Source organism: Streptomyces sp. N35 (assembly GCF_016464295.1).
Classification (GTDB): domain Bacteria; phylum Actinomycetota; class Actinomycetes; order Streptomycetales; family Streptomycetaceae; genus Streptomyces.
In genome coordinates this window covers 1-21,768 of the sequence record NZ_JAEIMH010000118.1, presented here as the reverse complement: position 1 = coordinate 21,768, position 21,768 = coordinate 1, and the positions used below count along the sequence as shown (strand labels likewise).

General features: G+C 69.3%; 20 protein-coding genes and 1 tRNA gene. 6 read left to right on the top strand and 15 right to left on the bottom strand.

Annotated features, from left to right (window positions below):
• Together JAO81_RS38305 and JAO81_RS38300 are read left to right on the top strand one after the other, a co-directional pair.
• A partial coding sequence (locus JAO81_RS38305; protein WP_199552615.1) for a ferritin-like domain-containing protein occupies window positions 1-1,043 on the top strand: 1,043 nt, incomplete at its 5' end.
• Window positions 1,044-1,175: 132 nt separating this feature from the next.
• Window positions 1,176-2,090 (top strand): ADP-ribosylglycohydrolase family protein, encoded by a 915-nt coding sequence (locus tag JAO81_RS38300; protein ID WP_199552614.1) that lies wholly within the window; start codon window positions 1,176-1,178, stop codon window positions 2,088-2,090.
• Window positions 2,091-2,197: 107 nt separating this feature from the next.
• Here the strand turns inward: JAO81_RS38300 and JAO81_RS38295 are convergent, their stop codons facing one another.
• The 8 genes from JAO81_RS38295 to JAO81_RS38260 form a co-directional block, all read right to left on the bottom strand.
• A complete protein-coding gene (locus JAO81_RS38295) occupies window positions 2,198-3,769 on the bottom strand; it encodes a penicillin-binding transpeptidase domain-containing protein (protein WP_199552613.1) in 1,572 nt (523 codons plus the stop codon).
• Between the two features lie 60 nt (window positions 3,770-3,829).
• Window positions 3,830-5,209 carry an FtsW/RodA/SpoVE family cell cycle protein gene (locus tag JAO81_RS38290; protein WP_374194403.1) on the bottom strand — a complete coding sequence of 460 codons (1,380 nt, stop codon included), beginning with the start codon at window positions 5,207-5,209 and terminating at the stop codon, window positions 3,830-3,832.
• A gap of 162 nt (window positions 5,210-5,371) precedes the next feature.
• A complete protein-coding gene (locus JAO81_RS38285; protein ID WP_199552612.1) occupies window positions 5,372-5,752 on the bottom strand; it encodes an SH3 domain-containing protein in 381 nt (126 codons plus the stop codon).
• A gap of 116 nt (window positions 5,753-5,868) precedes the next feature.
• Window positions 5,869-7,143, bottom strand: coding sequence for a HAMP domain-containing sensor histidine kinase (locus tag JAO81_RS38280; protein ID WP_307814134.1), 1,275 nt, complete (start codon window positions 7,141-7,143; stop codon window positions 5,869-5,871).
• Entirely contained in the window at window positions 7,140-7,889 is a 750-nt protein-coding gene (locus JAO81_RS38275; protein WP_199552611.1) for a hypothetical protein, read from the bottom strand. Before JAO81_RS38275 ends, JAO81_RS38280 begins: the two co-directional genes overlap by 4 nt.
• Before the next feature lie 47 nt (window positions 7,890-7,936).
• Complete coding sequence (locus JAO81_RS38270) at window positions 7,937-8,557, bottom strand: class F sortase (RefSeq protein ID WP_307814133.1); 621 nt, start codon at window positions 8,555-8,557, stop codon at window positions 7,937-7,939.
• 39 nt (window positions 8,558-8,596) lie between these two features.
• Window positions 8,597-8,839: a hypothetical protein gene (locus tag JAO81_RS38265; protein WP_199552610.1), complete on the bottom strand. Its 243-nt coding sequence runs from the start codon at window positions 8,837-8,839 to the stop codon at window positions 8,597-8,599.
• Window positions 8,840-9,048: 209 nt separating this feature from the next.
• Entirely contained in the window at window positions 9,049-9,531 is a 483-nt protein-coding gene (locus tag JAO81_RS38260) for a dual specificity protein phosphatase family protein (protein ID WP_199552609.1), read from the bottom strand.
• Between the two features lie 115 nt (window positions 9,532-9,646).
• Between JAO81_RS38260 and JAO81_RS38255 the strand changes: the two genes are divergently transcribed.
• Window positions 9,647-10,450 (top strand): nuclease-related domain-containing protein, encoded by an 804-nt coding sequence (locus JAO81_RS38255; protein WP_199552608.1) that lies wholly within the window; start codon window positions 9,647-9,649, stop codon window positions 10,448-10,450.
• Window positions 10,451-10,621: 171 nt separating this feature from the next.
• Here JAO81_RS38255 and JAO81_RS38250 read toward each other — a convergent pair whose 3' ends face one another.
• Together JAO81_RS38250 and ligD are read right to left on the bottom strand one after the other, a co-directional pair.
• Entirely contained in the window at window positions 10,622-11,503 is an 882-nt protein-coding gene (locus tag JAO81_RS38250) for an ATP-dependent DNA ligase (protein ID WP_307814132.1), read from the bottom strand.
• A gap of 53 nt (window positions 11,504-11,556) precedes the next feature.
• Window positions 11,557-12,456, bottom strand: coding sequence for a non-homologous end-joining DNA ligase (gene ligD, locus JAO81_RS38245; RefSeq protein WP_199552607.1), 900 nt, complete (start codon window positions 12,454-12,456; stop codon window positions 11,557-11,559).
• 61 nt (window positions 12,457-12,517) lie between these two features.
• Here ligD and JAO81_RS38240 point away from each other — a divergent pair, with 61 nt between their 5' ends.
• Window positions 12,518-13,624: a Ku protein gene (locus tag JAO81_RS38240; RefSeq protein WP_199552606.1), complete on the top strand. Its 1,107-nt coding sequence runs from the start codon at window positions 12,518-12,520 to the stop codon at window positions 13,622-13,624.
• Between the two features lie 79 nt (window positions 13,625-13,703).
• Here JAO81_RS38240 and JAO81_RS38235 read toward each other — a convergent pair whose 3' ends face one another.
• On the bottom strand, window positions 13,704-14,612 hold the full coding sequence (locus tag JAO81_RS38235; protein ID WP_199552605.1) for a class I SAM-dependent methyltransferase family protein: 909 nt from the start codon (window positions 14,610-14,612) through the stop codon (window positions 13,704-13,706).
• A 93-nt stretch (window positions 14,613-14,705) separates the two neighbouring features.
• On the bottom strand, window positions 14,706-15,176 hold the full coding sequence (locus tag JAO81_RS38230; protein WP_307814130.1) for a response regulator: 471 nt from the start codon (window positions 15,174-15,176) through the stop codon (window positions 14,706-14,708).
• 1,065 nt (window positions 15,177-16,241) lie between these two features.
• Here JAO81_RS38230 and JAO81_RS38225 point away from each other — a divergent pair.
• Both JAO81_RS38225 and JAO81_RS38220 read left to right on the top strand, forming a co-directional pair.
• Window positions 16,242-16,313 (top strand) — tRNA-Arg (locus JAO81_RS38225).
• A gap of 276 nt (window positions 16,314-16,589) precedes the next feature.
• Entirely contained in the window at window positions 16,590-16,850 is a 261-nt protein-coding gene (locus tag JAO81_RS38220; RefSeq protein ID WP_307814128.1) for a hypothetical protein, read from the top strand.
• A gap of 307 nt (window positions 16,851-17,157) precedes the next feature.
• On the opposite strand, the gene JAO81_RS38215 is transcribed toward JAO81_RS38220, so the two are convergent.
• The 3 genes from JAO81_RS38215 to JAO81_RS38205 all read right to left on the bottom strand — a co-directional run bounded on the left by JAO81_RS38215 (window position 17,158) and on the right by JAO81_RS38205 (window position 20,916).
• Window positions 17,158-17,703 carry a hypothetical protein gene (locus JAO81_RS38215; protein ID WP_233416512.1) on the bottom strand — a complete coding sequence of 182 codons (546 nt, stop codon included), beginning with the start codon at window positions 17,701-17,703 and terminating at the stop codon, window positions 17,158-17,160.
• A gap of 693 nt (window positions 17,704-18,396) precedes the next feature.
• Window positions 18,397-20,118 (bottom strand): AIPR family protein, encoded by a 1,722-nt coding sequence (locus JAO81_RS38210; RefSeq protein ID WP_199552604.1) that lies wholly within the window; start codon window positions 20,116-20,118, stop codon window positions 18,397-18,399.
• 579 nt (window positions 20,119-20,697) lie between these two features.
• Complete coding sequence (locus JAO81_RS38205) at window positions 20,698-20,916, bottom strand: hypothetical protein (protein WP_199552603.1); 219 nt, start codon at window positions 20,914-20,916, stop codon at window positions 20,698-20,700.
• Window positions 20,917-21,768: the final 852 nt, after the last annotated feature.

Sequence of the window (21,768 nt, the reverse complement as noted above, 5' to 3'; positions counted from 1 at the left end):
GTGCGGCCCGCTTCAACTGGGAGTACGACGACGGCCGCGAACGGCTGCTCGCGCTCTACCAGAAGGGCAAGGACAAGCAGTGGGACGGCGCCAAGCGCATCGACTGGGACATCGAGGTGGACCCGTACGACCCGCTCGGCACCCCGGACGAATCCCTGTCCCTGTACGGCACCCGCCACTGGGCGAAGCTGACCGAACGCGACAAAGGTGAACTGCGCCAGCACTTCGCCTCCTGGCAGTTCAGCCAGTTCCTGCACGGGGAACAGGGCGCGATGATCTGTGCGGCCCGCATCGTCGAATCCGTCCCCGACCTGGACGCGAAGTTCTACTCGGCGACGCAGACCATGGACGAGGCCCGGCACGCCGAGATCTTCGGCCGCTTCCTGCACGACAAGGTGGGCATGGCCTACCCCATCAACGACAACCTCCAGTCCCTCCTCGGCGACACCCTGCGCGACTCGCGCTGGGACATGCCGTATCTGGGCATGCAGGTCCTGATCGAGGGCCTGGCGCTCGCCGCCTTCGGCATGATCCGCGACACGACCGACAAGCCGCTGCCGCAGCAGATCCTCGCGTACGTCATGCAGGACGAGGCCCGTCACGTGGCCTTCGGGCGGATGGCTCTGCGCGACTACTACAAGCAGCTCACGGACGCGGAGCTGCGCGAACGCGAGGAATTCGTCATCGAGGGCTGCTACTTGATGCGCGACCGGCTGCGCGGCGTGGAGGTCCTGGAGAACTTCGGCATCCCGAAGGCGGAGGCCGAGGAGTACAGCGAGCAGTCCGAATTCCTCGCCCTGTTCCGCCAGTTGCTCTTCTCCCGCATCGTCCCGTGCGTCCGCGACATCGGCCTGTGGGGCAAACGCCTCCAGGCGGCATACGTCGACATGGGCGTCTTCGAGATGGGCAACCAGAACCTGGACCAACTCATGGCCCAGGACGAGGAGATCGCCGAAAAACTCGACGCGGAACGCTTCGCCGCCGAGGAGGCGGCCCGGGTGGAGGAGGTGGGCGAGGCGATCACACAGGGGGCGGAGAGCTGAACGGGCCCGCGTTGCAAGGGGCGGAGAGCTGAACGGGCCCGCGTTGCAAGGGGCGGAGAGCTGGACGGGCCTGCGTCGCAGTGGGCGGAAAACTCGATGCCGCCCGCGGCCCCCGCCGGGCATCATCGCCCCATGACGACGCCCGAGCACGCGCCCGCACCGCATCGCGCCGCCGCCCGCCGCAGTCTCGAAGCCCTCGCGCTCGGGGACGCGTTCGGCGAGCGGTGGTTTCCGCTGTTCCGGGAGCCCAAGGACGCCTACGAGCAGATACGGGCCCGGCGGATGCCCGAGGAGCCGGACTGGCACTGGACCGATGACACCGCCGTGGCGCTCGGTATCCAGCGCGTCCTCGACCAGTACGGGGAGATCCGCCAGCGGGAGCTCGCCGAGGCCTTCGCGCTGATCTACGACGCCGATCCGGCACGCGGCTACGGGTACGGGATGCACCGGCTCCTGCCCCAGGTGCTGCCCGAACCGGCCAGGTGGCGCGGGCTGGCCGGTGAGCTGTTCGAGGGGCAGGGCTCGCTCGGAAACGGTGCGGCCATGCGCGTCGCCCCGCTCGGCGCCTGGTTCGCGCACGACCTCCAACGCGTAGCTCAGCAGGCCGAGTTGTCCGCCCAGGTCACCCATGCCCACCCCGACGGCAGCGCGGGCGCCGTGGCCGTCGCGGTGGCCGCCGCCCTGTCCGTACGCGGTGAGCTCGATCTCCGTACGATCGCCGGGTCCACCCCCGAGGGCCCGGTGCGCGACGGGCTCGAACGGGCCGTGGACGTGCCGTTCACGACGGAACCGTGGCGAGCCGCCGACCTCCTCGGCAACGGACAGCGCATACGCGCCGACGACACCGTCCCCTTCGCGCTCTGGTCCGCCGCCCGCCACCCCGACGACCTGGTGTCCGCGCTGTGGACCACGGCCGAAGGCTTCGGCGACGTCGACACGACCTGTGCGATCACCGGGGGCGTGGTGGGCGCCCGCACCGGCATCGACGCGGTCCCGGCCGCCTGGCTCGAACGACGCGAACCGCTGCCGGGCGGCCTCGTGTCGTGAGGGTCCGGGGCCGGGCGGTCCGGTGTCGTGACGGTCCGGTGCCGAGCGGCCCGGCGCCGGGCGGTCCAGTGCCGAGCGGTCCGGTGCCGGGCTGCCCGCCGGCCGCCCTACCGCCGCCCCCGCGCCCCCGGCCACCCTTCCTGCCGCTGCGGCCACTCCTCCTGCTGGCCCGGCCACTCCTGACGCCCCGGCCACTCCCGCTGACCCGGCTCCGACTGCCCCGCCCGCGCCAGCCCCGCCTCCATCACCGCGCGGGCGATGGGTGCCGCGATGCCGCCGCCGCTGATGTCGTCGCGTACCGCCGAAGCGTCCTCCACCACCACGGCGACCGCCACCGCCGGGGTCGCGGAATCGGCGGGCTGTGCCCAGGAGATGAACCAGGCGTACGGGAGGCCCGTGTTGCCGAAGCCGTGCTGGGCCGTGCCCGTCTTGCCGCCGACCACCGCGCCCGGGATGGCCGCGTTGCGGCCCGTGCCCTTCTCGACGACCTCGACCATCAACTCCCGCAGCACCGAGGCCGTCGCGGGGTTGAACGTCTGCCGCAGCGAGCGCGGCTGGGGGAGTGAGACGGTGTCGCCGGAGGCGTCCGTCGTACGGTCGACCAGGTACGGGGCCTTGAGGTCGCCGCCGGACGCGACCGTCGAGGCGACCATCGCCATCTGCAGCGGGGTGGCCGTGGTGTCGTACTGCCCGATCGAGGACAGCGCCAGCTGCGGCTGGTCCATCGACGTGTCGAAGTTGCTGGTCGCCACGGGTGAAGGGATGCGCAGCCCTCGGGTGTTGAAGCCGAAGCGCTGAGCCGTCCCCGCCATCGCCCCGACCCCGACATCGACGCCGAGCCGGGCGAAGACCGTGTTGCAGGACCAGGTGAAGGCATGGCGCAGGGAGGCGTTCTCGCAGCCCTTGACCTCGTTGCCGAGCGAGGTGGACGTGCCGGGCAGCCGATAGGGGTCCGGCGAATCCGTCGGCGCGTCCACATCCGTGATCACGCCCGCGTCCAGGGCCGCGGCGGCCGTCACCACCTTGAACGCCGAACCCGGCGGATAGGTCTGCCGGATCGCCCGGTTCAGCATCGGCTTGCTCGCGGCCGCGTTCAGCCGGGACCAGTTCCTCGCGGCGCTCACGTCGTTGCCCGACAGAAGTCCCGGATCGTACGAGGGAGTCGAGACCAGCGCCAGGATCTTGCCGGTGGACGGCTCGATCGCGGCGACCGCCCCCTGTCTGCCGCCGAGCCCGTCGAACGCCGCCCGCTGCATCGCGGGCACGATCGTGGTGTGCACCCGCCCGCCCGGCTGCAGCTCCCGGGTGAGGTCCCCCCACAGCGGAAGCGGCGCGAGCAGGGGCGAGGTGCCGGCGAGGACGCGGTCCTCGGAGTCCTCCAGGAAGGTCGATCCGTACACCTGCGAGGCGTAGCCGGTCACCGGCGCGTACAACGGACCGTTCTTGTACGTGCGTTCATAGCGGAGCTGCTCGCCCGTGTCCTTGGACCCGGTGACCGGCCGCCCGTCGACATAGATGTCGCCGCGCGGCTGGCTGTAACGCGCGATGGCCTGACGGCGGTTGGCCGGATTGTCGTCGTACGTCGCCGACTGGACGAGCTGGATACGCGCCGCGTTCAGCAGCAGCAGCGCCGTGAGCAGCAGGCAGAAGGCCGCCGCCCAGCGGATCTGGCGGGTCACTCGGATCCCTCCCGACGGATCTGGCGGGTCACTCGGATCCCTCCCGACGGACCTGGCGGCTCACTCCGATCCCTCCTCAGGGCGTCTGCGCGCCGAATCGCTCAGCCGGATCAGGAGCGCCACCATGATCCAGTTGGTCACCACGGACGAACCGCCCTGCGCGAGAAAGGGCATCGCCATACCGGTCAGCGGGATCAGCCCCATCACCCCGCCCGCGATCACGAACACCTGGAGCGCGAGGATCGACGCGAGCCCCACCGCGAGCAGCCGCCCGAACGCGTCCCGCAGCGCGAGCCCCGCCCGGTAACCGCGCGCCACCAGCACCCCGTACAGAACGAAGACGGCGGAAAGGCCCACCAGCCCCAGCTCCTCGCCGGCCGTCGCCAGGATGAAGTCGGACTTGGCCGCGAAGCCGATCAGGATCGACTCGCCCTTGCCGAGCCCGGTGCCGAGCATCCCGCCGGCCGCGAACGCGAAGAGGGACTGGGCGAGTTGGTTGGGCCCCTCGCCCGCCTCGATGGAGGCCAGCGGATGCAGCCAGTCGGACACGCGGGTGTGCACATGGGGTTCGAATCGCGCGGCCGCGTACGCCCCCGCGCCCCCGAGCAGCAGCCCGACCGCGAGCCATCCCTTGCGGCCCGTGGCCACGAACAGCAGGATCACGAAGAGACCGAAGAAGAGCAGCGACGTGCCCAGGTCCCGTTCCACCACGAGCACCGCGACGCTTACCAGCCAGATCGCCACGACAGGACCGAGCACCCGCCCCGTCGGCAGCCGCATCCACAGCACCCGCCGGCCCGCGTACGCGAGCGCGCTGCGGTTCGCCGCCAGATACGCCGCGAAGAACACCGCGAGCAGCACCTTCGCGAACTCGCCCGGCTGCAGCGACAGACCGGCGATCCGCACCCAGAGCCGTGCCCCGTTCACCGGCGGGAAGAAGATCGGCACCGCGAGCAGCGCGAGGGCGGCAAGGCCCGAGAGATACGCGTAACGCTGCAGGTCCCGGTGGTCCTTGAGCGCGAGCGCGACCACGATGAAGAGCCCCACCCCGACCGTGGACCACACCAGTTGGGCCAGCGCGGCCTGGTCGTGCGGGGTCTCCTGGTCGAGGCGGTAGATCAGCACGAGTCCGAGCCCGTTGAGCAGCACGGCGGTCGGAAGCAGCAGCGGATCGGCGTACGGCGCGCGCAGCCGTACCGCGATATGCGCGAGCAGCGCGAGCACGCCGAGCCCGGCTCCGTAACCGGCCGCGCCCGGCGGGACCACACCGTGCCGGGCGAGGCCGACGGAGACGTAACCGCAGACGCTGAGGCCCACGGCGAGGACGAGCAGCGCCAGTTCCACCCCGCGCCGCCGCATCGGTCCGGCCCCGGTGACGGCGGCGTCCTGCGGGTTGGTGAGCTCCGCCAGGTCCTGGAAGTCAGCCGTCGATCCGGTCATGCGCGGACGGTAGCAATGGGTGGGGGTGATGTCCCGCTATATCGGGACGTTTTTGTCGTACGAGGATGAGTGGCCGAGCGGCGGCGGGATGAGTGGGCCGAGCGGTCGGACGGCTCTCGGCACCGGCGAGGCCGGACCTTCAGCACCGGCGAGGCCGGACCTTCAGCACCAGCGCGGCGCGGGCCCGATGTTGTCGATGTAGTACGCCGCACCCCAGGCCCAGGTCCCGTCGGTGAGCTGGTACCAGCGGTCGTTGCCCTGGACGTTCTCGCCGCGCGTCTTGCAGAAGATGTGCACGATCGCGCCGTACGGCTCGGTGCGGACGATCCGGCTGCCGCGGGTCGGGGAGTCGCGCAGGATCAGCCCGTTGCGGGCGCTGATCCGGCCCGTGTAGCTCGGCGGCGGGTTGGTGCCGGGGTCTCCGGGCGCCGCCCGGAGAGTGGTCTGCGGCTGTGCGGACGAAGGGACCGCGGCCCCGGCCACGCAGAGCGCGCCGAGCGAGACGGATATGCCCACACGAAGGGCGGTGGACCGGAGCGACATGAGGGCCTCCTCGAAGGGGCGAACCGGTGTGATCACGCTAGGAGCGGACCCGGGAGTACGCAAAACGGACTCAGGGCTCGCTGCGAGGCGGGCTCGGGGCTCGCTGTGAAGCGGACTCAGGCGTCTCCGCGCCTGGGGCCCTGGGCCCCTTCGCCCGCGTCGTACGGCAGCGTCAGCCGTGCCACCGCCCCACCGTCCGGATCGTTCGTGAACCTCAACTGCGCACCCAGGACCCGCGCCTGGCCCACCGCGATGGTCAGGCCGAGCCCATGTCCCTTCGCGCCGCCCTCGGTACGGAACCGCTGCGGCCCGTGCTCCACCAGATAGTCCGGGTAGCCGTCGCCGTGGTCCCGTACGGAGACCACCGGGCCGTCGACGGTCACGAGGACCGGAGGGCGGCCGTGCTTATGGGCGTTGGCGATCAGATTGCCGAGGACCCGCTCCAGGCGCCGCCGGTCGGTTTCGATCCGCACGTTCCGTACGACCTCGACCCGCGTGTCCGTACCCTGCGCGGCCCGCTCCACCAGGGGGCCCAACTCGTGGCTGTCCAGGTCGACTTCCTCGCGCCGTGAATCAAGGCGCGAGATCTCCAGGAGGTCCTCGGTGAGCGTCCGCATCGTCTGCACCCGCTCGCGCACCATCTCGGCGGGACGCCCCGGCGGCAGCAGTTCGGCCGCCGCGTGCAGCCCGGTCAGCGGGGTGCGCAGCTCGTGCGCGACATCGGCGGTGAACCGCTGCTCGCTCTCCAGCTTGCCCTGCAGCGAGGCGGCCATGGTGTCCAACGCCCCCGCCACGGTGGCCACTTCGTCCGGGGCGCGGTCGGGATCCTTCGTACGGGGGTCGTTGACCCGCGCGTCCAGATCGCCGGCGCTGATCCGGCGCGCGACCGTGGCCGTCTGATGCAGCCGCCGCGTCACGCGGGTCACACCGAACGCGCCCACCAGGAGCGTCGCCCCGATCGCCAGGACCGAGGAGACGGCGATCGCCCGGTCCAGGCCCTCGATGGTCCGCGCGCCCTGCGAGTAGTCGATGCCCGCGGCCACGACCTGGCCGTCGTCCGCCGGACCCGCCGCCCACATGAGGGGCCGCCCGTCGTACTCGGCGACCATGGTGCCGCGCCTGCCCTCCAGGGCGAGGTCGCGCAGCGAGCCGGGCAGGTCCGCGAGATCGATCCCCGAGTCGGGCGGAAGCCGGTCGCCCGCTTCGTACAAACGGGTGACGTCCTGCAGCTTGGTGAGCGCCTTCTCGCGCGCGTTGCCGACCGTCTGGCCGGTGACCGCGACATGCACGAAGGCGCCGAGCATCGCGGCCAGCGCACAGCACATGACCGTGATGAAGACCGCGGCCTTCCAGGTCAGGGACGCGGTCCAGGAGGGGAGGCGGGGCTTCACGGGGTGGCCGCCGCGGAGGGGGAGGGCGCCGCGGAGGGCGGGGTCTCGGAGAGCCCGGCCCGTGGGCTCGCCCCGGGCGCCTTCACGATCTCCATCCGCTTCGGGAGCATCGACCGCGCCGACCCGTCCCAGGACCACACATCCCGGAACTCGTACCCGGCGAACTGGGCCGGCGAGCGCAGGATCAGATCCCGTCCGGCCAGCTCCGCGCTGATCACCGGCTGGGTGGTCGACATGATCCGTACGAGACGGCCTTCGTCCTGCGTGTACGCGCGGATGCCGATCCCGTACGCGTCCCGGTCGCCCAGATCGATCCCGACGATCAGCTCGTCCTTCCCGCTGCCGGTCAGGTCCCGGTAGTACGCGGTCATCACCGGGCAGCCCTTGTCCCCGGCCTTCCCCTCGCAGTCGAGGATCTTCGTACGGATCTCGGCGGGCATGGCGTCCTGCCCGGTCGCCTCGTCCGGGTGGGCCCGCACCTCCGCCTGCACCACGGCGAGCGCGTTCACCCGGTGCAGATCGCCGTCGGGCACCTTGATTCCCGGTACGACCTCGGGCTTGACGTCCCCGAGATCGTCCTGGGTATCGCTCCGCGCGGGCGGCAGCTCGGGCCACAGCCGCGCCGGACCCACCGCGCTCGGGGTCGCGCCCGCGCTCTTGAGCCCGCCCGCGCTGCCGCAGCCCACCGCGGTCGCGGCGAGCAGGGCGACGGCGGGCAGCACGAGAGCGGCGGAACGGGGCTTCACATCGGCACTCCGGGTCGGCGGTCACCGCACCTGGCCGTCGGACGCTGCTACTGCACCAGGTCGGCGTAGAGAATGATGTTGTCCGTGCGGTGGCCGTCCTTCAGGCCGCCGCCACAGGTGAGGAGCCGCAGCTCGGCACGGTCCGTCTCCCCGTACACCTTATTGGTGGGGAAGTCGCTCTTGTTCACCTGCTCGATCTCGCGGACCTTGAAGTGCGCCGTGGTGCCGTCCGCGCGGGGGACGTCGACGGCGTCGCCGACCTTCATGTCCTTGACGTTCTTCATCAGCGCCGGCCCCTTGGCGGTGTCGTAGTGCGCGACCAGGACGGCCGCGCCCTTCTCGCCGGGCGTCGGCCCGTCCTGCCACCAGCCCGGCAGCTCCGCCTTGTCGGCCGGCGGCACCTTCAGCTCGCCGGTCGCGTCCGTGGTCAGATCGAGCATCGACGTGGCGTCGACGCCGGCCGAGGGGATCCGCAGACCGATCGGCTTGGACTGCTTCAGCGGCTGCGGGGCCTGTGCGGCCTGGGTGGTCGCGGTGTTGCTGACCTTCACGTCCGGGCCGGGCTGCGCGCCCTGGCCGCAGGCCATGAGGCCGGCGCCGAGCGAGACGGTCAGGACGGACGCGGCGGCTATGCGGGTGGTGCGGCGGGGGAGGGTGGGGGTGGTCACGAGGTGCTCCAGTGGGGGGCAGATCGGGGGCAGGTGGGGTCAGCTCTCGGTGCGGTCGCGGCCGTCGGTGCGGCCGCGGCGCAGCATCGCGAAGCCGAGGCCCGCGGCGCCGGCCGCCGCGACACCGCCGCCCGCGGCGAGCAGGGCCGGGGATTCGGCGTGCGTGGACAGGTCCGAGGCCGGCGAGGCCGCGAAGGAGGCGGCGGCCGGCATCAGCAGCGCGCCGCCCGTGAGAACGGAGACGGCGAGCGTGCGGACGAGAGTGCGACGGGAAGTGCTCACGAGGGGTCCTTACGACGCGGGCTGCTGAGGCCATCGGACGGGCTGACGTATTCGAAGGTATGTGTCCGCCATTGCGGCAATTCGGCAGCTGTGTAACGGCGGCCCATAGCTGTCCGGACGGAGCCGTTACTTATTCAGCCTTCAACCGGCGGCCTTCAGCGTTCAGCCTTCAATCGGCGACGGGCCCCGCTGTGAGCGGGGCCGAGGCCTCACTCGCTGAGCATCCCGTTGACCAGGTAGTGCACGAAGAGCGAGTTGTGCAGGGCGTACGGCGACCGGCGCTCCCGTATCCGCGCGATCGCGTCCTGTGCCCCGTATCCGCCGAGCATCAGGACCCCGGCGACCACCAGGCCGGACCGGTTGTACCCGCTGTAGCAGCGCACGAGGACGGAACGCCCGGCCGACAGCGAGACATGCGCGAGCCACACCATCCGGCGCACCTCGGCCAGCTGCTCCTCGCTCAGCGCGGCGTCCGGGATGTCCAGGACGTGATGCTCGATGCCAGGGGAGGGGCCGTGGCCCGGGACCGTATGAAGACTGCAGACGACCTCGAACTCCGCGCCCACCACGACGGATTCGACCGGCCCGTCCTGCTCCCGCATCTCATGTCCGTCCATGGAAAGCCCGGGCGCGACCTCGTCCCAGCGACGGCCCGGCGAGGGCACCTCCGAGAACGAGAGCTTCGTGGGCATTCGGCAAACCCCCTCAAGTCCCCACCAGCGTAGGTACTTTCGAACGGGTCCGGGCCCGACCGGGTTATTGCCCGGACCGGGCCGAGCTGTTCCCATGGTCGTGGGGTGATGCGGCATGACCGACTTGCGGGTCGTACCCACATGGCGACATGGACACGAGCGTTACTACGTACTCCTCCCGGACGGCAGGAACATCGCCTGGTACGACCGCGAGGCCGGCCGGGTCAATCTCCTCAGGGACGAACGCAGGCAAGAGGTGCTCCGGGCCCTCGGGCCCTATCTGACCGGCCCGGTCACGGTGGGCGCCCCGCCGGTGCCGACCAGCGCCGAACTCGCCCGCCTCGCCCTGCATCCCGACGACGACCTGGCCCCCAACCGCCCCGGCGAAGCGCTCCTGATCGCCCTGGACCGCGATCCGACCCCGGTCCGCCGGCTGCGCTCGGACCAGCGCCGGCGCGACCTGCTCGCACAGCAGGCGGTAGGCGAGACCCTGGACCGCCTGGAACCGGCGGGCTGGCGCGTCCTGCACTGCTTGCCGCTCCCGGGCGGCAGCCTTCTGCACCATCTCCTGATCGGCCCGGGCGGCGTCTTCGCGCTGCACGCCCTGCACGCCGCCAAGCACCGCGTCCGCGTCACGGACCCTGAGGTCACGGTGGGCCGCGCCCCGGCGGAACCGCTCCTGGGCCGCCTGCGCCACCAGGCCGACCGCGCCTGCCTGGCCCTGACCACGGAGGTCCGCCCGGTCCTCGCGGTGGTCGCGGCGACGGCGGTCGACCTGCGCGGTCCGCTCCGGGAGGCCCGCGTCGTCGAGGACACGGACCTCACCGCCTTCGCCACCCTCGGCGGTGTCTACAAACCGACGGACATCGAGACGCTGTACGCACAGGCGCGGGACCGGCGGACTTGGCTGCGTACCTGACCGCCCGGTTAACCGGCCGCCGAGCTCACCGGAACCGAACGACCGCCACAAGCCTCACCGGAAGCGAACGACCGCCGCCGAGCTAACGGGGGACCGAACGACCGCCGCCGAGTTCACGGGGACTGAACGACCGCCGCCGAGCTCACCGGAACCGAACGACCGCCGCCGGCCTCATCGGAACCGAACGACCGCCACCGTCTGATGCCGCGTGACCTGCTGCCGCACCTCCACCACCGGCCCACCAACCACGCTCCGATACGTCACGTCCCCGAGCCCCACCGCATTGAGCTCACCCGTGCCCTGAGCGGGCGGCAACAGCCCGGCCGCCTCGGCCCGCACCCCGGGCGACAGCGGACTCGAGAGCACCGGCTCATCGTCGTCCGGCAGCACGAGCACCAGCGCCTGCGGCCGCGCGGGCGGCCCGGTGAACCCGACCACCACCGCGTCCCGCGTATCGCTGTGCCGCAGCTTCAGCCACGACCGCCGCCCCGCCCGGTACCCCTGGTCGAGCCGCTTGACCACAAGCCCCTCGATCCCGGTGTCCCGCAGCCCCTCGTACCAGCTCAGCGCCAGCTCACGGTCCGTGGTCATCGGCACGGCCTGCAACGGCGGCCCGAGCGGCGCGAGCAGCGCGACGAGCTCCTCGCGCCGCCGGGTGTACGGGGCCGGACGCAGATCCTCACCCCGTAGAGCCAAGAGGTCGAAGGCCGCATACGAGGCCGGCAGCGTCCGCGCGAGCTCCGCGGCCCGCGCGGGCGTCGACATCGCCCGGGCCTGTACGGCCGTGAAGTCCACCCGCCCGTCCGTCCAGACCACGACCTCGCCGTCGATCACGGTCCCCTCGGGCAGCGCCCGCGCCGCCTGAGCGATGTCGGGAAAGGACCGGGTGACGATCCGCCCGGACCGCGCCTGCAGCCGCACCTGCCCGCCGGCGTGGAAGAGCACCATCCGGTGCCCGTCGAACTTCGGCTCGTACGCCCAGCCGCTCGCGCCCTCGGGCAGCGCACTCACCGACTCGGCCAGCGCCACCTTCAGGGGTGGCGCAAGCGTCACGGGCGGCTTCACCGGAACCCCATGCCCGCGCTCACCGGAACCCCCGCCCGCGCTCACCGGAACCCCCGGGGCAGCTTCCCGGCCCGGTTGAGGTTGATCAGCGGGCCGAGCAGATCCCCGTGCTCCCGTAGCCGCGGCGGAATGTCGTTCGCCAGAAACACCAGGTCATCGGGGTGCTCACACCCCTCGACCTCCTCCCAGGTGACCGGCGCGGACACGGTCGGCAGGGGCCGCGCCCGCAACGTATAGGGAGCCGCGGTCGTCTTCGCCGCCGCGTTCTGGCTGTAGTCGACGAAGACCTTCCCGGGCCGCAGCGCCCTGGTCATCCGGTGCAGCGCCAGTCCCGGCAGCTCGCGCTCGGCCTCGACCGCAAGATCCTTCGCGTACGCGGAGACCTTCTCGGACGGCGTCGGCTGCAGCGGTACGAGCACATGCAGCCCCTTGGACCCGGAGGTCTTGGCGTACACGTGGAGCCCGTCCGCCTCGAGCCGCTCCCGCAGCCAGAGCGCGACCTCACAGCACTCGACGATCGTGGCCGGCTCCCCGGGGTCGAGGTCGAACACCATCCGGTCCGCCATGCCGGGAGCGTCCGCCTGCCACTGGGGCGTATGGAATTCGGTGACCAGATTCGCGGCCCACATCAGGGTGGCCATGTCCTGGACGACAACCTGTTTGGCGGTACGGCCTTCGGAGCGACGCGGCACGTCGGCCGTCCGCACCCACGACGGAGTCCCCGGCGGCACGTTCTTCGCGAAAAACCGCTGGCCATCGGGCCCGTCCGGAAACCGCAGAAAGGAGACCGGCCGGTTGTACAGGTGCGCGAGCAGCGATCCGGCCGTCACGGCGTAGTAGTGAAGGACCTCGCCCTTGGTGAAGCCGTGCGCGGGGTAGAGCACCTTCTCCAGATTCGAGAGCGCAAGGCGCCGCCCCTCCACCTCTGTGATCGGCGTCATACGATAAGAATCCCACGTAAGACCGTATGAACCTGCCGAATCCCCGCGGAAGGGGCGAAACGTGCGATCCATATGGAACGGTGCCATCTCCTTCGGCCTGGTCAGCATCCCGATCAAGCTGGTCAACGCCACCGAGAACCACAACGTCTCCTTCCGCCAGATCCACACCGCCGACGGCGGCCGGATCCGCTACCGCAAGGTGTGCGAGCTGGAGGAGAAGGAGGTCACGTCCCAGGAGATCGGCAAGGGGTACGAGGACGCCGACGGCTCGATCATCCCGATCACGGACGAGGACCTGGCGTCGCTCCCGATCCCCACGGCCAAGACCATCGAGATCGTCGCCTTCGTCCCGGCCGAACGGATCGACCCGCTCCAGATGGACACGGCTTACTACCTGGCGGCCAACGGGGTCCCGGCGGCCAAGCCGTACACCCTTCTCCGCGAGGCCCTGAAGCGAAGCCAGAAGGTCGCGATCGCCAAATTCGCCCTCCGCGGCCGCGAACGCCTCGGCATGCTCCGCGTCGTCGACAACGCGATCGCGATGCACGGCCTGCTCTGGCCCGACGAGATCCGGGCCGCGGACGAGGTCGCCCCCGACACCCATGTCACGGTCCGCGACGCCGAGTTGGACCTCGCGGACGCCCTGATGGAGACGCTCGGCGAGGTCGACATCGAAACCCTCCACGACGACTACCGCATCGCGGTCGAGGAGATGATCGCCGCGAAGACGGGCGGCGGCCAGGCCGTGGCCCAGGCACCCGCGGAGCCCGCGGGCGGCGGCAAGGTGATCGACCTGATGGCGGCCCTGGAGAGCAGTGTCCGGGCGGCCAAGGAGGCGCGCGGCGAGGGGACGGACGCTGACGGTGAGGTGGCCGCGGTGACCCCGCTGAAGTCGCGCAAGAAGTCGGCCGCGGCGGCGCCGAAGGAGGTCGGGGGCAAGAAGTCGACGGCTTCCACGGCGAAAAAGACGGCGGGGAAGAAGACGACGGCGACGAAATCGACAGCGACGAAATCGACGGTCACCAAGTCCACGGCGAAGAAGTCCACGGCCAAGACGGCGGCGAAGAAGACGACGGCGACGACGAAGAGTTCGGCATCGAAGCACTCGGCATCGAAGAGCACCGCGGGGGCGAAGAGCACCGCGGGTTCGAGGAAGAAGTCCGCCTGAATCTCAGCCGCGGCGCGGAGCGTCCCTCACCTCCACGCCTCTCGCATCCCACCTCCGCGCGTCTCGCCTCCTCGCCCTCTCACCCGCGCGCGACGGTCACCGCGAACAACCCCACGGCCTCCATCGCACTCTCCACTTCACTGAACCCGGCGTCACGCGCCCACCGCTCCGCCTCCGCCACGCTGCGGCACTCCATCTCCCACAACTCCCCGTCCCGATTGGGCAGTACGTGAGCGATGAAGTCGAGCTGCGGATGCCGCGTCTGTGTGGTGAACACCAGCGAGCCGCCGGGCGCGAGCAGCCCTCGCAGCCGTTCCACGGAAGCCCTGATCTGCCGGTCGTCGAGCAGCAGCTCGTACAGCCCGGACACCACGATCACATCGGGCGCCCCGGACGACGGCGGCTTCGGATCCAGCGCGTCCCCCACCTCGTACGAGATCGCCTCCGCACTCAACCCCCGTGCCCGGGCGAGCAGTTCCCCCTGCCGCAGCCCGGCCTCCGCCAGATCCCGGCACTCGACCCGCACCCGGCCCTCGGGATGCCCGGCGATCAGCTGCTGCAGATACCGTCCGGGTCCGCCGGCCACATCGAGTACGAACACACTCCCGCCCCGTCCGCCCCGCGCGAGAATCTCCTCGTCCAGCGTCGCGAGCAGCAGCGCCCTGCGCGCCCGGATGGCCCGCCACCCGACGGCGTTCAGGAAGATCCGGTCGATGACGAGCCCGATCCCCGCCGCACCGTGCGCCTTGTTGACGTAGACGTAATCGAGCATGGTCCCGCTGTCGAACCCGTACCGATAGCCGATCCTGACGCCTTTGCTCAGGCGCCCGACAGTCTTCAACAGGCCCCTGTTCGCGGCCCACTTGACCCGGCCGATCGGCCCGGGACGCGTGACGCGCGAAGCCTGAGCGGTCTTGGCGCTCTCAGCGGTCTTGACGGTGTTAGCGCTATTGGCGCTGTTGACGGTCTTGGCGGTCTGAGAAGTCATACATCCACGGTCGCGGTGTGGGCCGGTGCCGGGAATCCGTACGGGTACTCGTCGGCGCGTGGGTAGCCCCGCGGATGTCTCAGTGGGCCGGGCTCAGTGCCGACCGCGCCCGGCGCGCTCCTTGGGCTTGGCCCTCGTGTCCTGGGCCGCCGCGGACGTCTCCGCCGAAGCTTCCGCGTCGGGGCCGCGCCCCTGCTCGACCAGCCGCCTGACCAGCGCCACCAGCTCCGCCGGCTCGAAGGGCTTGGCCAGGAACGCGTCGACCCCGACCTCGAGCCCGCTCTCCACCTCGTACTGAGTACACGCGCTCACGATGACGAGCGGCAGCTCACGGGTCCCCGGATCATTCCGCAACCGCGCCGCCGTCCGCAGCCCGTCGAGCCGCGGCATCACCACATCCAACGTGACGCAATCGGGCCTGACCTGCCCCACGATGTCCAGCGCCTCGGCACCATCAGCCGCGGTCACGACCTCGAAGCCCTCCAGCTCGAGGTTGACCCTGATCAACTGCCGGATCACCTTGTTGTCGTCCACAACAAGCACCCGGCCGGACGCCCCTGGCACAAAATCGAGGGTAGGTCCGCCCCACCCACCGCGTCCGGGTTTTCGCTACTTCCGCGTATACGGGGTGGTGGGGGACGGGGGCGCGGGCTGCTGAGGGCGGGGGCGCGGGCTGGTGGGGAGGGGGCGCGGTCCGCTGGGGAGAGGGCGCGGTCCGCTGACGGCAGGGCCCGGGCCCATCGGGCACGGGACCCGGGCGCACTCGCACCTGGCCGATCGAGGTTGGGGGCCTGGACCCGCTTCCAGGGTGGGATCCGCCTCCCGGGGCGCATGGGCGAGGCGCATGGGCGATCAGTCCACCGGGCGCGAGACCCGGGCGCTCTTGCACGATGGGATCCCCCCCCGCACGGCGCATGGGCGATCAGTCCACCGGACGCGGGACCTGGGCGCTCTTGCACGGTGGGATCCGCCCCCCCCCGCACGGCGCATGGGTGACCAGTCCACCGGACGCGGGACCCGGGCCCACGTGCACGGTGTAATCCGCCCCCACCGAGCACGGAAGTCCAGCCCGCCGAGCACGGACAAGCCGGCCCGGCGCGCTCGGGGGAGACCGGTCCTTTCGCCTCCGGAAACCTGACCGGGGGCTTGCGAGGGTAGGCAGGCAGGTCCTACCTAGGCCCGGGCTGCCCCGGAAACCTGACCAGGCTGTTTTCCGAACCCCCGGCCTGGCCTCACCCACAAACCTGACCGCGGTGCTCTCCGAACCCCGGCCCCGGGCTCACCTACAAACCTGGCCGGGGCTTACGCGGACGCCCAGCCGGCTCGATCCACAACCCAGGCCGCGGCGCACTCCACACCCGCCCCGGGCTCACCGCGAACCCCAACCCGGACGCACCTCGAACCCAACCCGGGCCCACCTCGAACCCAACCCGGGCCCACCTCGACCCCCAGCCCGGGCCCACCTCGACCCCCAGCCCGGGCCCACCTCGACCCCCAGCCCGGACGCACCTCGAACCCGGGTGTCGACCACCCCGAACCCGCACCGCAGCACCCCCGAAATCCGGTTCCGGTGCACCCCTGGTGAGCTGGTAGGGTTCTACCCGTCACCGCTCAAGCAGCGCCTGACACGCCCCCGTAGCTCAGGGGATAGAGCAACGGCCTCCGGAGCCGTGTGCGCAGGTTCGAATCCTGCCGGGGGCACCTTGCAGAAGGTGCCTAAAGACCCCGTCACCAGCGGAAACGCTGAAGGCGGGGTCTTCTTTTGTTTGCAGCCAGGTGCAGCTCTATGCCGCCAAGAGCGGCCCTATGACGGAGTCCGTGGACTATTTGTGGACAGGATCTTGAGTGCATCGGCCCAGTTCAAGTACCGGATACGGAGACTCGAAGCCCTGGATGCGGCGGGCAATCAGGGGCAGCCGAGTAGGCGAGTGATCACCAAGGTCGGTGAGTGTCAGAGCCCTGTGGCAGTCTGCGGCCATGTCCTACGATCTTGCAGTCTGGGAGGGCGAACGCCCGACTGATGACGCTGTCGCCGGCCGACTCTTCAGCGAGCTCTACGACCAGTACATAGACACCGACGTCGAACAGCCTCCGACCGAGCGCATTGCGACCTACGTTGCAGCGCTGCTGGAGAGGTGGTGCGACTTGACCGAAGACGAGGACGACACCTCGCCTTGGTCCACGAGTCCACTGATCGGCGAAGCGCGCGGTCCGCTCGTCTACTTTCCGATGCGGTAGAGCATGGCCGACGAGGCTTCTGCGTACGCGGCTCAGCTTGCCGCGTCCATGGGGCTCGTTTGCTACGACCCGCAGATGGATCGGCTGAGGTCGTAGGGCCGCCTCCCCGGAGGTTCCAGCGCCATCAGGAGTGCCGGGGTTATTCGTACTCGCGCAGCAGCTCCTCGATCTTGCGATTGGCAATCTCCTGACGGCCGTCGATGCACTTCGCGTACTGCCCAGCAGGACCTCGACGCTGTGCCACCTCAGTGGCGTCCACCCCGGCATTGAGCCAGGTCGACAGGGCAGAGTGACGCAGGTCGTACGGTCAGGACGCGAGCGGGGAACCGCGAGCGCGTCCATAGCCGCCGACGTACGAGACCGCATGGAGCAGGGCGCGGACCTGATCAGGGTTTGCCACTACACGCGAATCAACATCCTTGGAGACCTTCGGCCGCCTCCAGCGCACGGCAGTGATCAGGTTCTCTTTGAACTCCCCAAGATCTACGGCGTAGTGAACGGCATTGACGAGCGTCCGTCGCTTGCGCTGCACGGTCTCAGCGGCGGCAGCGGTCCCGTCGAGCCGCAGCTTCAGGGAGTCGAGCACCATGCGCCCGACCGCAGGCTCAGCGAGATCGGAGAGCAGCCGCGAGGCCTTGCCCACCCAGTGGAGCGTGTTCGCGACCTCCGTAGGCAGGTCCGCCTCCTCCGGGCCCGGGAGCACGAAGGCATGATTGCGCAGCGAACGCCGCAGCAGTTCATCCGAGGGGCGGCCGGCGCGCTCCCCGAGCATGCTCATCGTCACCGAGGTCAGCCTCTCGCTGATCGAATCACGGTAGTTCGGAGCCGCATGGGGCCACTTCATGGCGAGCACGGCCAACTTCCGGAGCACACGGATGCATAAAGCTGCTGTGCGGCCGAACTAGCCTGCGACCGGCTCTATTTGCTCCCAGTCCGTGGGTGTTCCCGGACCGTCATAAGGCTCGACGTACTGATAGAGCGTACCGTCCGATGAGCCAATGGGTGTTGCATCACCGAGCCACACAGCGTCGCACTCATGGCAGACCCACAGCCTGCGCCCATCGTTGATCAGCCGGAAGGCTGCGACGGCCCCCACGCCGCAGTCACGACACGTGATCACTCTCAACCCCCTTTGTCAGGCGCCCTAAGGCGATCACACGGCGAACCTGGCGCGCCAGCCTCCGGCGGGATGGCTACGCGCGGACAAAGTTTCCCTACATCATCAAGAGCCCGCGCACGGCGCGGGCGCGCGCCGCCTTGCCGCGCGGCCCGCCTCTATGTCTCCGCCACCGGCTGGCCGCGCTGGCGACGCGCTACGTGCAGCGGACAGACGACGGAAACCCACTGTGGCCGGGGCGGTCGGCTCCACGACTTTACGGAGCCACTTTGGCGCGAGCCTCGAAGATCATGGCCCCAACGTCGTGCTTTACCGGGCAGGTCCACAGACTGCCCGACGCGCTGGAAGCTTACGGGCCATGATCACTCCCGCCAAAGCAGCGCCACCCTAAAGCCGCTACGACGACCTTCGTGGTCTACGACAGGTCTACTAAGCCTCTGGCTTCATTAGCTGAGTGACCAGCTCCTGAGTGAACTGCTGCCGCTTAAGACGATCTCGCGAAGGCATCTGCCCCCCACCGGCCGCGATGACAGACTGAGCAAGTTCCCGGAATGTCGAAATCAGGTCAGGCTGCTTTAGGGCGTCGATAATCCGCTCGCTCTGCTCTTCAGACCTATTCTTTTCGAGAGAGGCTGACTGCCCTCCCAGTACGCGATACTTAAAGGCCATAAGAATGTGGTATCGAGCCGGCTTGTAAGTGGCCTCAAGCCCGCCCGACCGGAAGGCATTTTCTAGCCGATAGGCAGCGAATGCACTCGCCATGTACGGGAGGAGCTTGTGATCTTCTCGAAAGATCGCGGCACCGATATCGGCGTAGAGTCGACTCGCATATCGAGCAGCCACGTGCGGGGCGTCGAGGAACATAGCCGATACCGCCCGCATCTGATCGCTGATCGTAACAATCCGGTTCTTAGTCACTTCCTTGTTGTAGAACTGCCCTGAACGGCGCTCGTATGTCAACTTGATATCCGGCGCATCGAGCCTGTAGAAGTCTTCTAGCCTCTTCTGAAACTTACTCAGTGCCACCAGGTCATTCTCCTGCACGGCAGTTTGAGAGTTCGTTGCCCGAATGATCTGTGTCGCTACTTCTTCATCTCCAGTTACGACCAATCGGATCGGCACGTAGACTTCAGAGATCGCCTCTCCGAGTGATTCTTTGGAAAGGTAAAGGCAGTGACTGGTCTGGCAGCCATTCACGATCTGGTAGCCAGACACGGCGACCGCATCTCCCGGCTTGGGCGAGTACGATGCAGCAACGACGGTGACCCCATTATTTAGAACGGGCAGGAGATTCCTCTCCGGGGAATCAAGGGTGTCCATAATCTGCCTGTTAACTGAATTATCTTCCCCTTTAAAGCCTCGCACGTTGTCATAGAAGACGCGCTCATCGAGCATCTTTGCATCGCCAGACTCGATCAGCTTGAGCAGTTCCGCCACAGAAACGACGCCCAGGATTGCCTGGTCAACGCCTGGCATCTTCGGAAGGTTCACCTGCTTCTCGAACTGGATCTCCACCTCGTTGGCATGGTTCTTCCTGACCCACGCGTCATGGATATCATCCGCGCCAAGAACAGTGACGGACACATTGCCTAGGAAGCCAAGATTCTCGATGTGTTCGCTCGCGGTTGTAGTCCGTTCTTTCACGGGATCTGCCGCAATTGCCTGCTTCGGCGCCGTAGTGGTGAAGTGTAAATAGATAGAGGGTGACTCCTTGAGGCGGCCCGCGTAATTCTCGAATACCGCGCCAAGAGCCTTCGCCAGAGCATCCATGCGAGGGTAGGAAGAGAACCCCTCGCCCTGGAGGAATTTTCGAACAGTGTCGCCAAAGCTGAGAATATCTGGACTGGAAACGGAGGCGGATTGCTTTGCCTGAATGAAGTGCAGGCTCACCTCGACCTTGGCGGCGCTCTCGCAGATCTCACGGACGTCGTCAGCGTCCCAAGCCAGCTGCCCATTCACATCCAATGCAATAACATCGACGCCGATCGCGCCGTGATCAAGGAGCAAGTCGGACTTTTGGACCTGTGCGATAAGGTCCTCGGGAAGGATGAGGCTTGCTGCAAAAAGTTCGAACGCGTCAGCATCGTTGATTTCGAGTAGCTCCTCCTCCTCGCGAAACTTCTTAAACAGTCCCTTGATGAGGGGGTTCATCCGACACTCCCAACCGCTGGACGACGTTCTCCCGAGTGTGCATGTCTTGCCAGAGGATCCAACACGCGTCGGCTCGCACGATGCTAGGGCTGATAGCTACAACTTGGGTAGGTATCCGGGATGTTGGTGTCGGAAGCAACGACATGGGCGGGTTCAGGGCCACTCCTTCCCTGGTCGGTCACCAGACCACCGACGGATAAACGATCTTGCGAGTTTTCGAGCGAGGGCGCCTTCTTCCCGTCCTCCGTCCTTGCGAGCCCGACCGTGGCGAGGCTGTCGGCCAGCCCTTCTCGGAACTGGCCGGTCTGCGGGCGGCGTTCGCCGCCGCGTTTACGATCGTGCCGTTCCTGCGCACGGTCACGCCGGTCCGCCTCAAGGCGTGAGCCGCGACCCACCAGGATTTCGTAGGTCCAGGTCGGCTGGCCGGGCGCCGCCTGGCCCGGCGATCAGTGCACGTGGAACGGATGCGTCGCGGCCCACGATCACCCGGGTCGTCAGGTCGTCGCTCGCCGCCGTGGACAGGAGGGTGAGCGAGGTGCCGCGCGCCGTGCGCGGGAAGTCGTACGGAGCGGTGAGGTGCTATGTGGCCCAGCCGCTGAGTTTCCAGTCAGCGGCCCGGGTGATCCGATCGCCTTTCCCGTCACCAGTCCTCTCCACCAACTCCTTGAATTCCGGCTGGTGTTGGAGCGACAGTGCTTCACGGCGCGGGAAGCCCGCGAGCGGTTCGGCCCGCAGCGTGCAGGGCTCCGGGAGGAAGCCGTACTCCTCATGTCGTACGGGGATCGGCAGCTCCACCACACGCGCTTCCTTGAGTTCGTCCAGGCGCCGCCCTCGAAGCGTCACGACCGGGCTGACGTCGGCCTGCTCGTGCGGAGGGTTCCAGTGGACGTTGGGGCACCACAGGGCCTGGAGCAGGTCGGCGCCTCGGGTCCCACGGGCCCGCCGCGTCCGCCGCGCACACCGGCATCATCGCCACCGACGGTTGCCCCGAGAGCTCCAGATCGTCGGGGATCGTGCAGACCGTCCAGGGCTCGTTCGCGGGCCACAGCATCGGACCGCCGACCGAACTGTCCCTCGGTCCTGGCCACCCCGCGCCGCGGCTAGAGGACGGTGGCCTCTTGTGCGTACGGGGCGAGTTCCGGCAGGGCGGCGAGGATGGCCTCGGCGGACCAACAGACCGGCGGACAGGCGGACAAGATCCGGGGGCGAGGCGGATCCGGGATGGGCATGGGGGCCTTTGCTTCTGAGGGGCGGGTAGCGGCGCGAGCGGCGAGGGAGGGATCACGAACGGGGGACGGCGGGCGGGGGACGGTGGGCGACGAGCCGCAAACGACGAGCGGCACGCCCAGCGCGCAGACCGACCACCGCACTCAGGGCGCAGACCGACCACCGCCCGCAGCCCCCAGACCGACGCGAACGTCACCGCCACCCGGACGCGGACCCAGGCCGCCCGTGCCCAGCCCCAGCCCGCAGCTCCGCCCGCCGCAGCCCTCAGCTCCGCCCGACACAACCCCAGCGCGCCCGCCCCACACAACCCCCGAGCCCCCGCCCCAAAGCCCCCACCCCCGCCCCCCACCCACCCCCCGTCTCCCCATCCGAAACCGACTCGCCTACCCACCCCCCACCTCCCCTACGCTTGTCCCGTGACCC

Bases quoted from the DNA above. Each gene is read 5' to 3' on its own strand.
- JAO81_RS38300 (WP_199552614.1), top strand. From the start codon at position 1,176: ATGACGACGCCCGAGCACGCGCCCGCACCGCATCGCGCCGCCGCCCGC.
- JAO81_RS38290 (WP_374194403.1), bottom strand. From the start codon at position 5,209: ATGACCGGATCGACGGCTGACTTCCAGGACCTGGCGGAGCTCACCAAC.
- JAO81_RS38285 (WP_199552612.1), bottom strand. From the start codon at position 5,752: ATGTCGCTCCGGTCCACCGCCCTTCGTGTGGGCATATCCGTCTCGCTC.
- JAO81_RS38260 (WP_199552609.1), bottom strand. From the start codon at position 9,531: ATGCCCACGAAGCTCTCGTTCTCGGAGGTGCCCTCGCCGGGCCGTCGC.
- JAO81_RS38255 (WP_199552608.1), top strand. From the start codon at position 9,647: ATGACCGACTTGCGGGTCGTACCCACATGGCGACATGGACACGAGCGT.
- ligD (WP_199552607.1), bottom strand. From the start codon at position 12,456: ATGACGCCGATCACAGAGGTGGAGGGGCGGCGCCTTGCGCTCTCGAAT.
- JAO81_RS38235 (WP_199552605.1), bottom strand. From the start codon at position 14,612: ATGACTTCTCAGACCGCCAAGACCGTCAACAGCGCCAATAGCGCTAAC.
- JAO81_RS38220 (WP_307814128.1), top strand. From the start codon at position 16,590: ATGTCCTACGATCTTGCAGTCTGGGAGGGCGAACGCCCGACTGATGAC.
- JAO81_RS38210 (WP_199552604.1), bottom strand. From the start codon at position 20,118: ATGAACCCCCTCATCAAGGGACTGTTTAAGAAGTTTCGCGAGGAGGAG.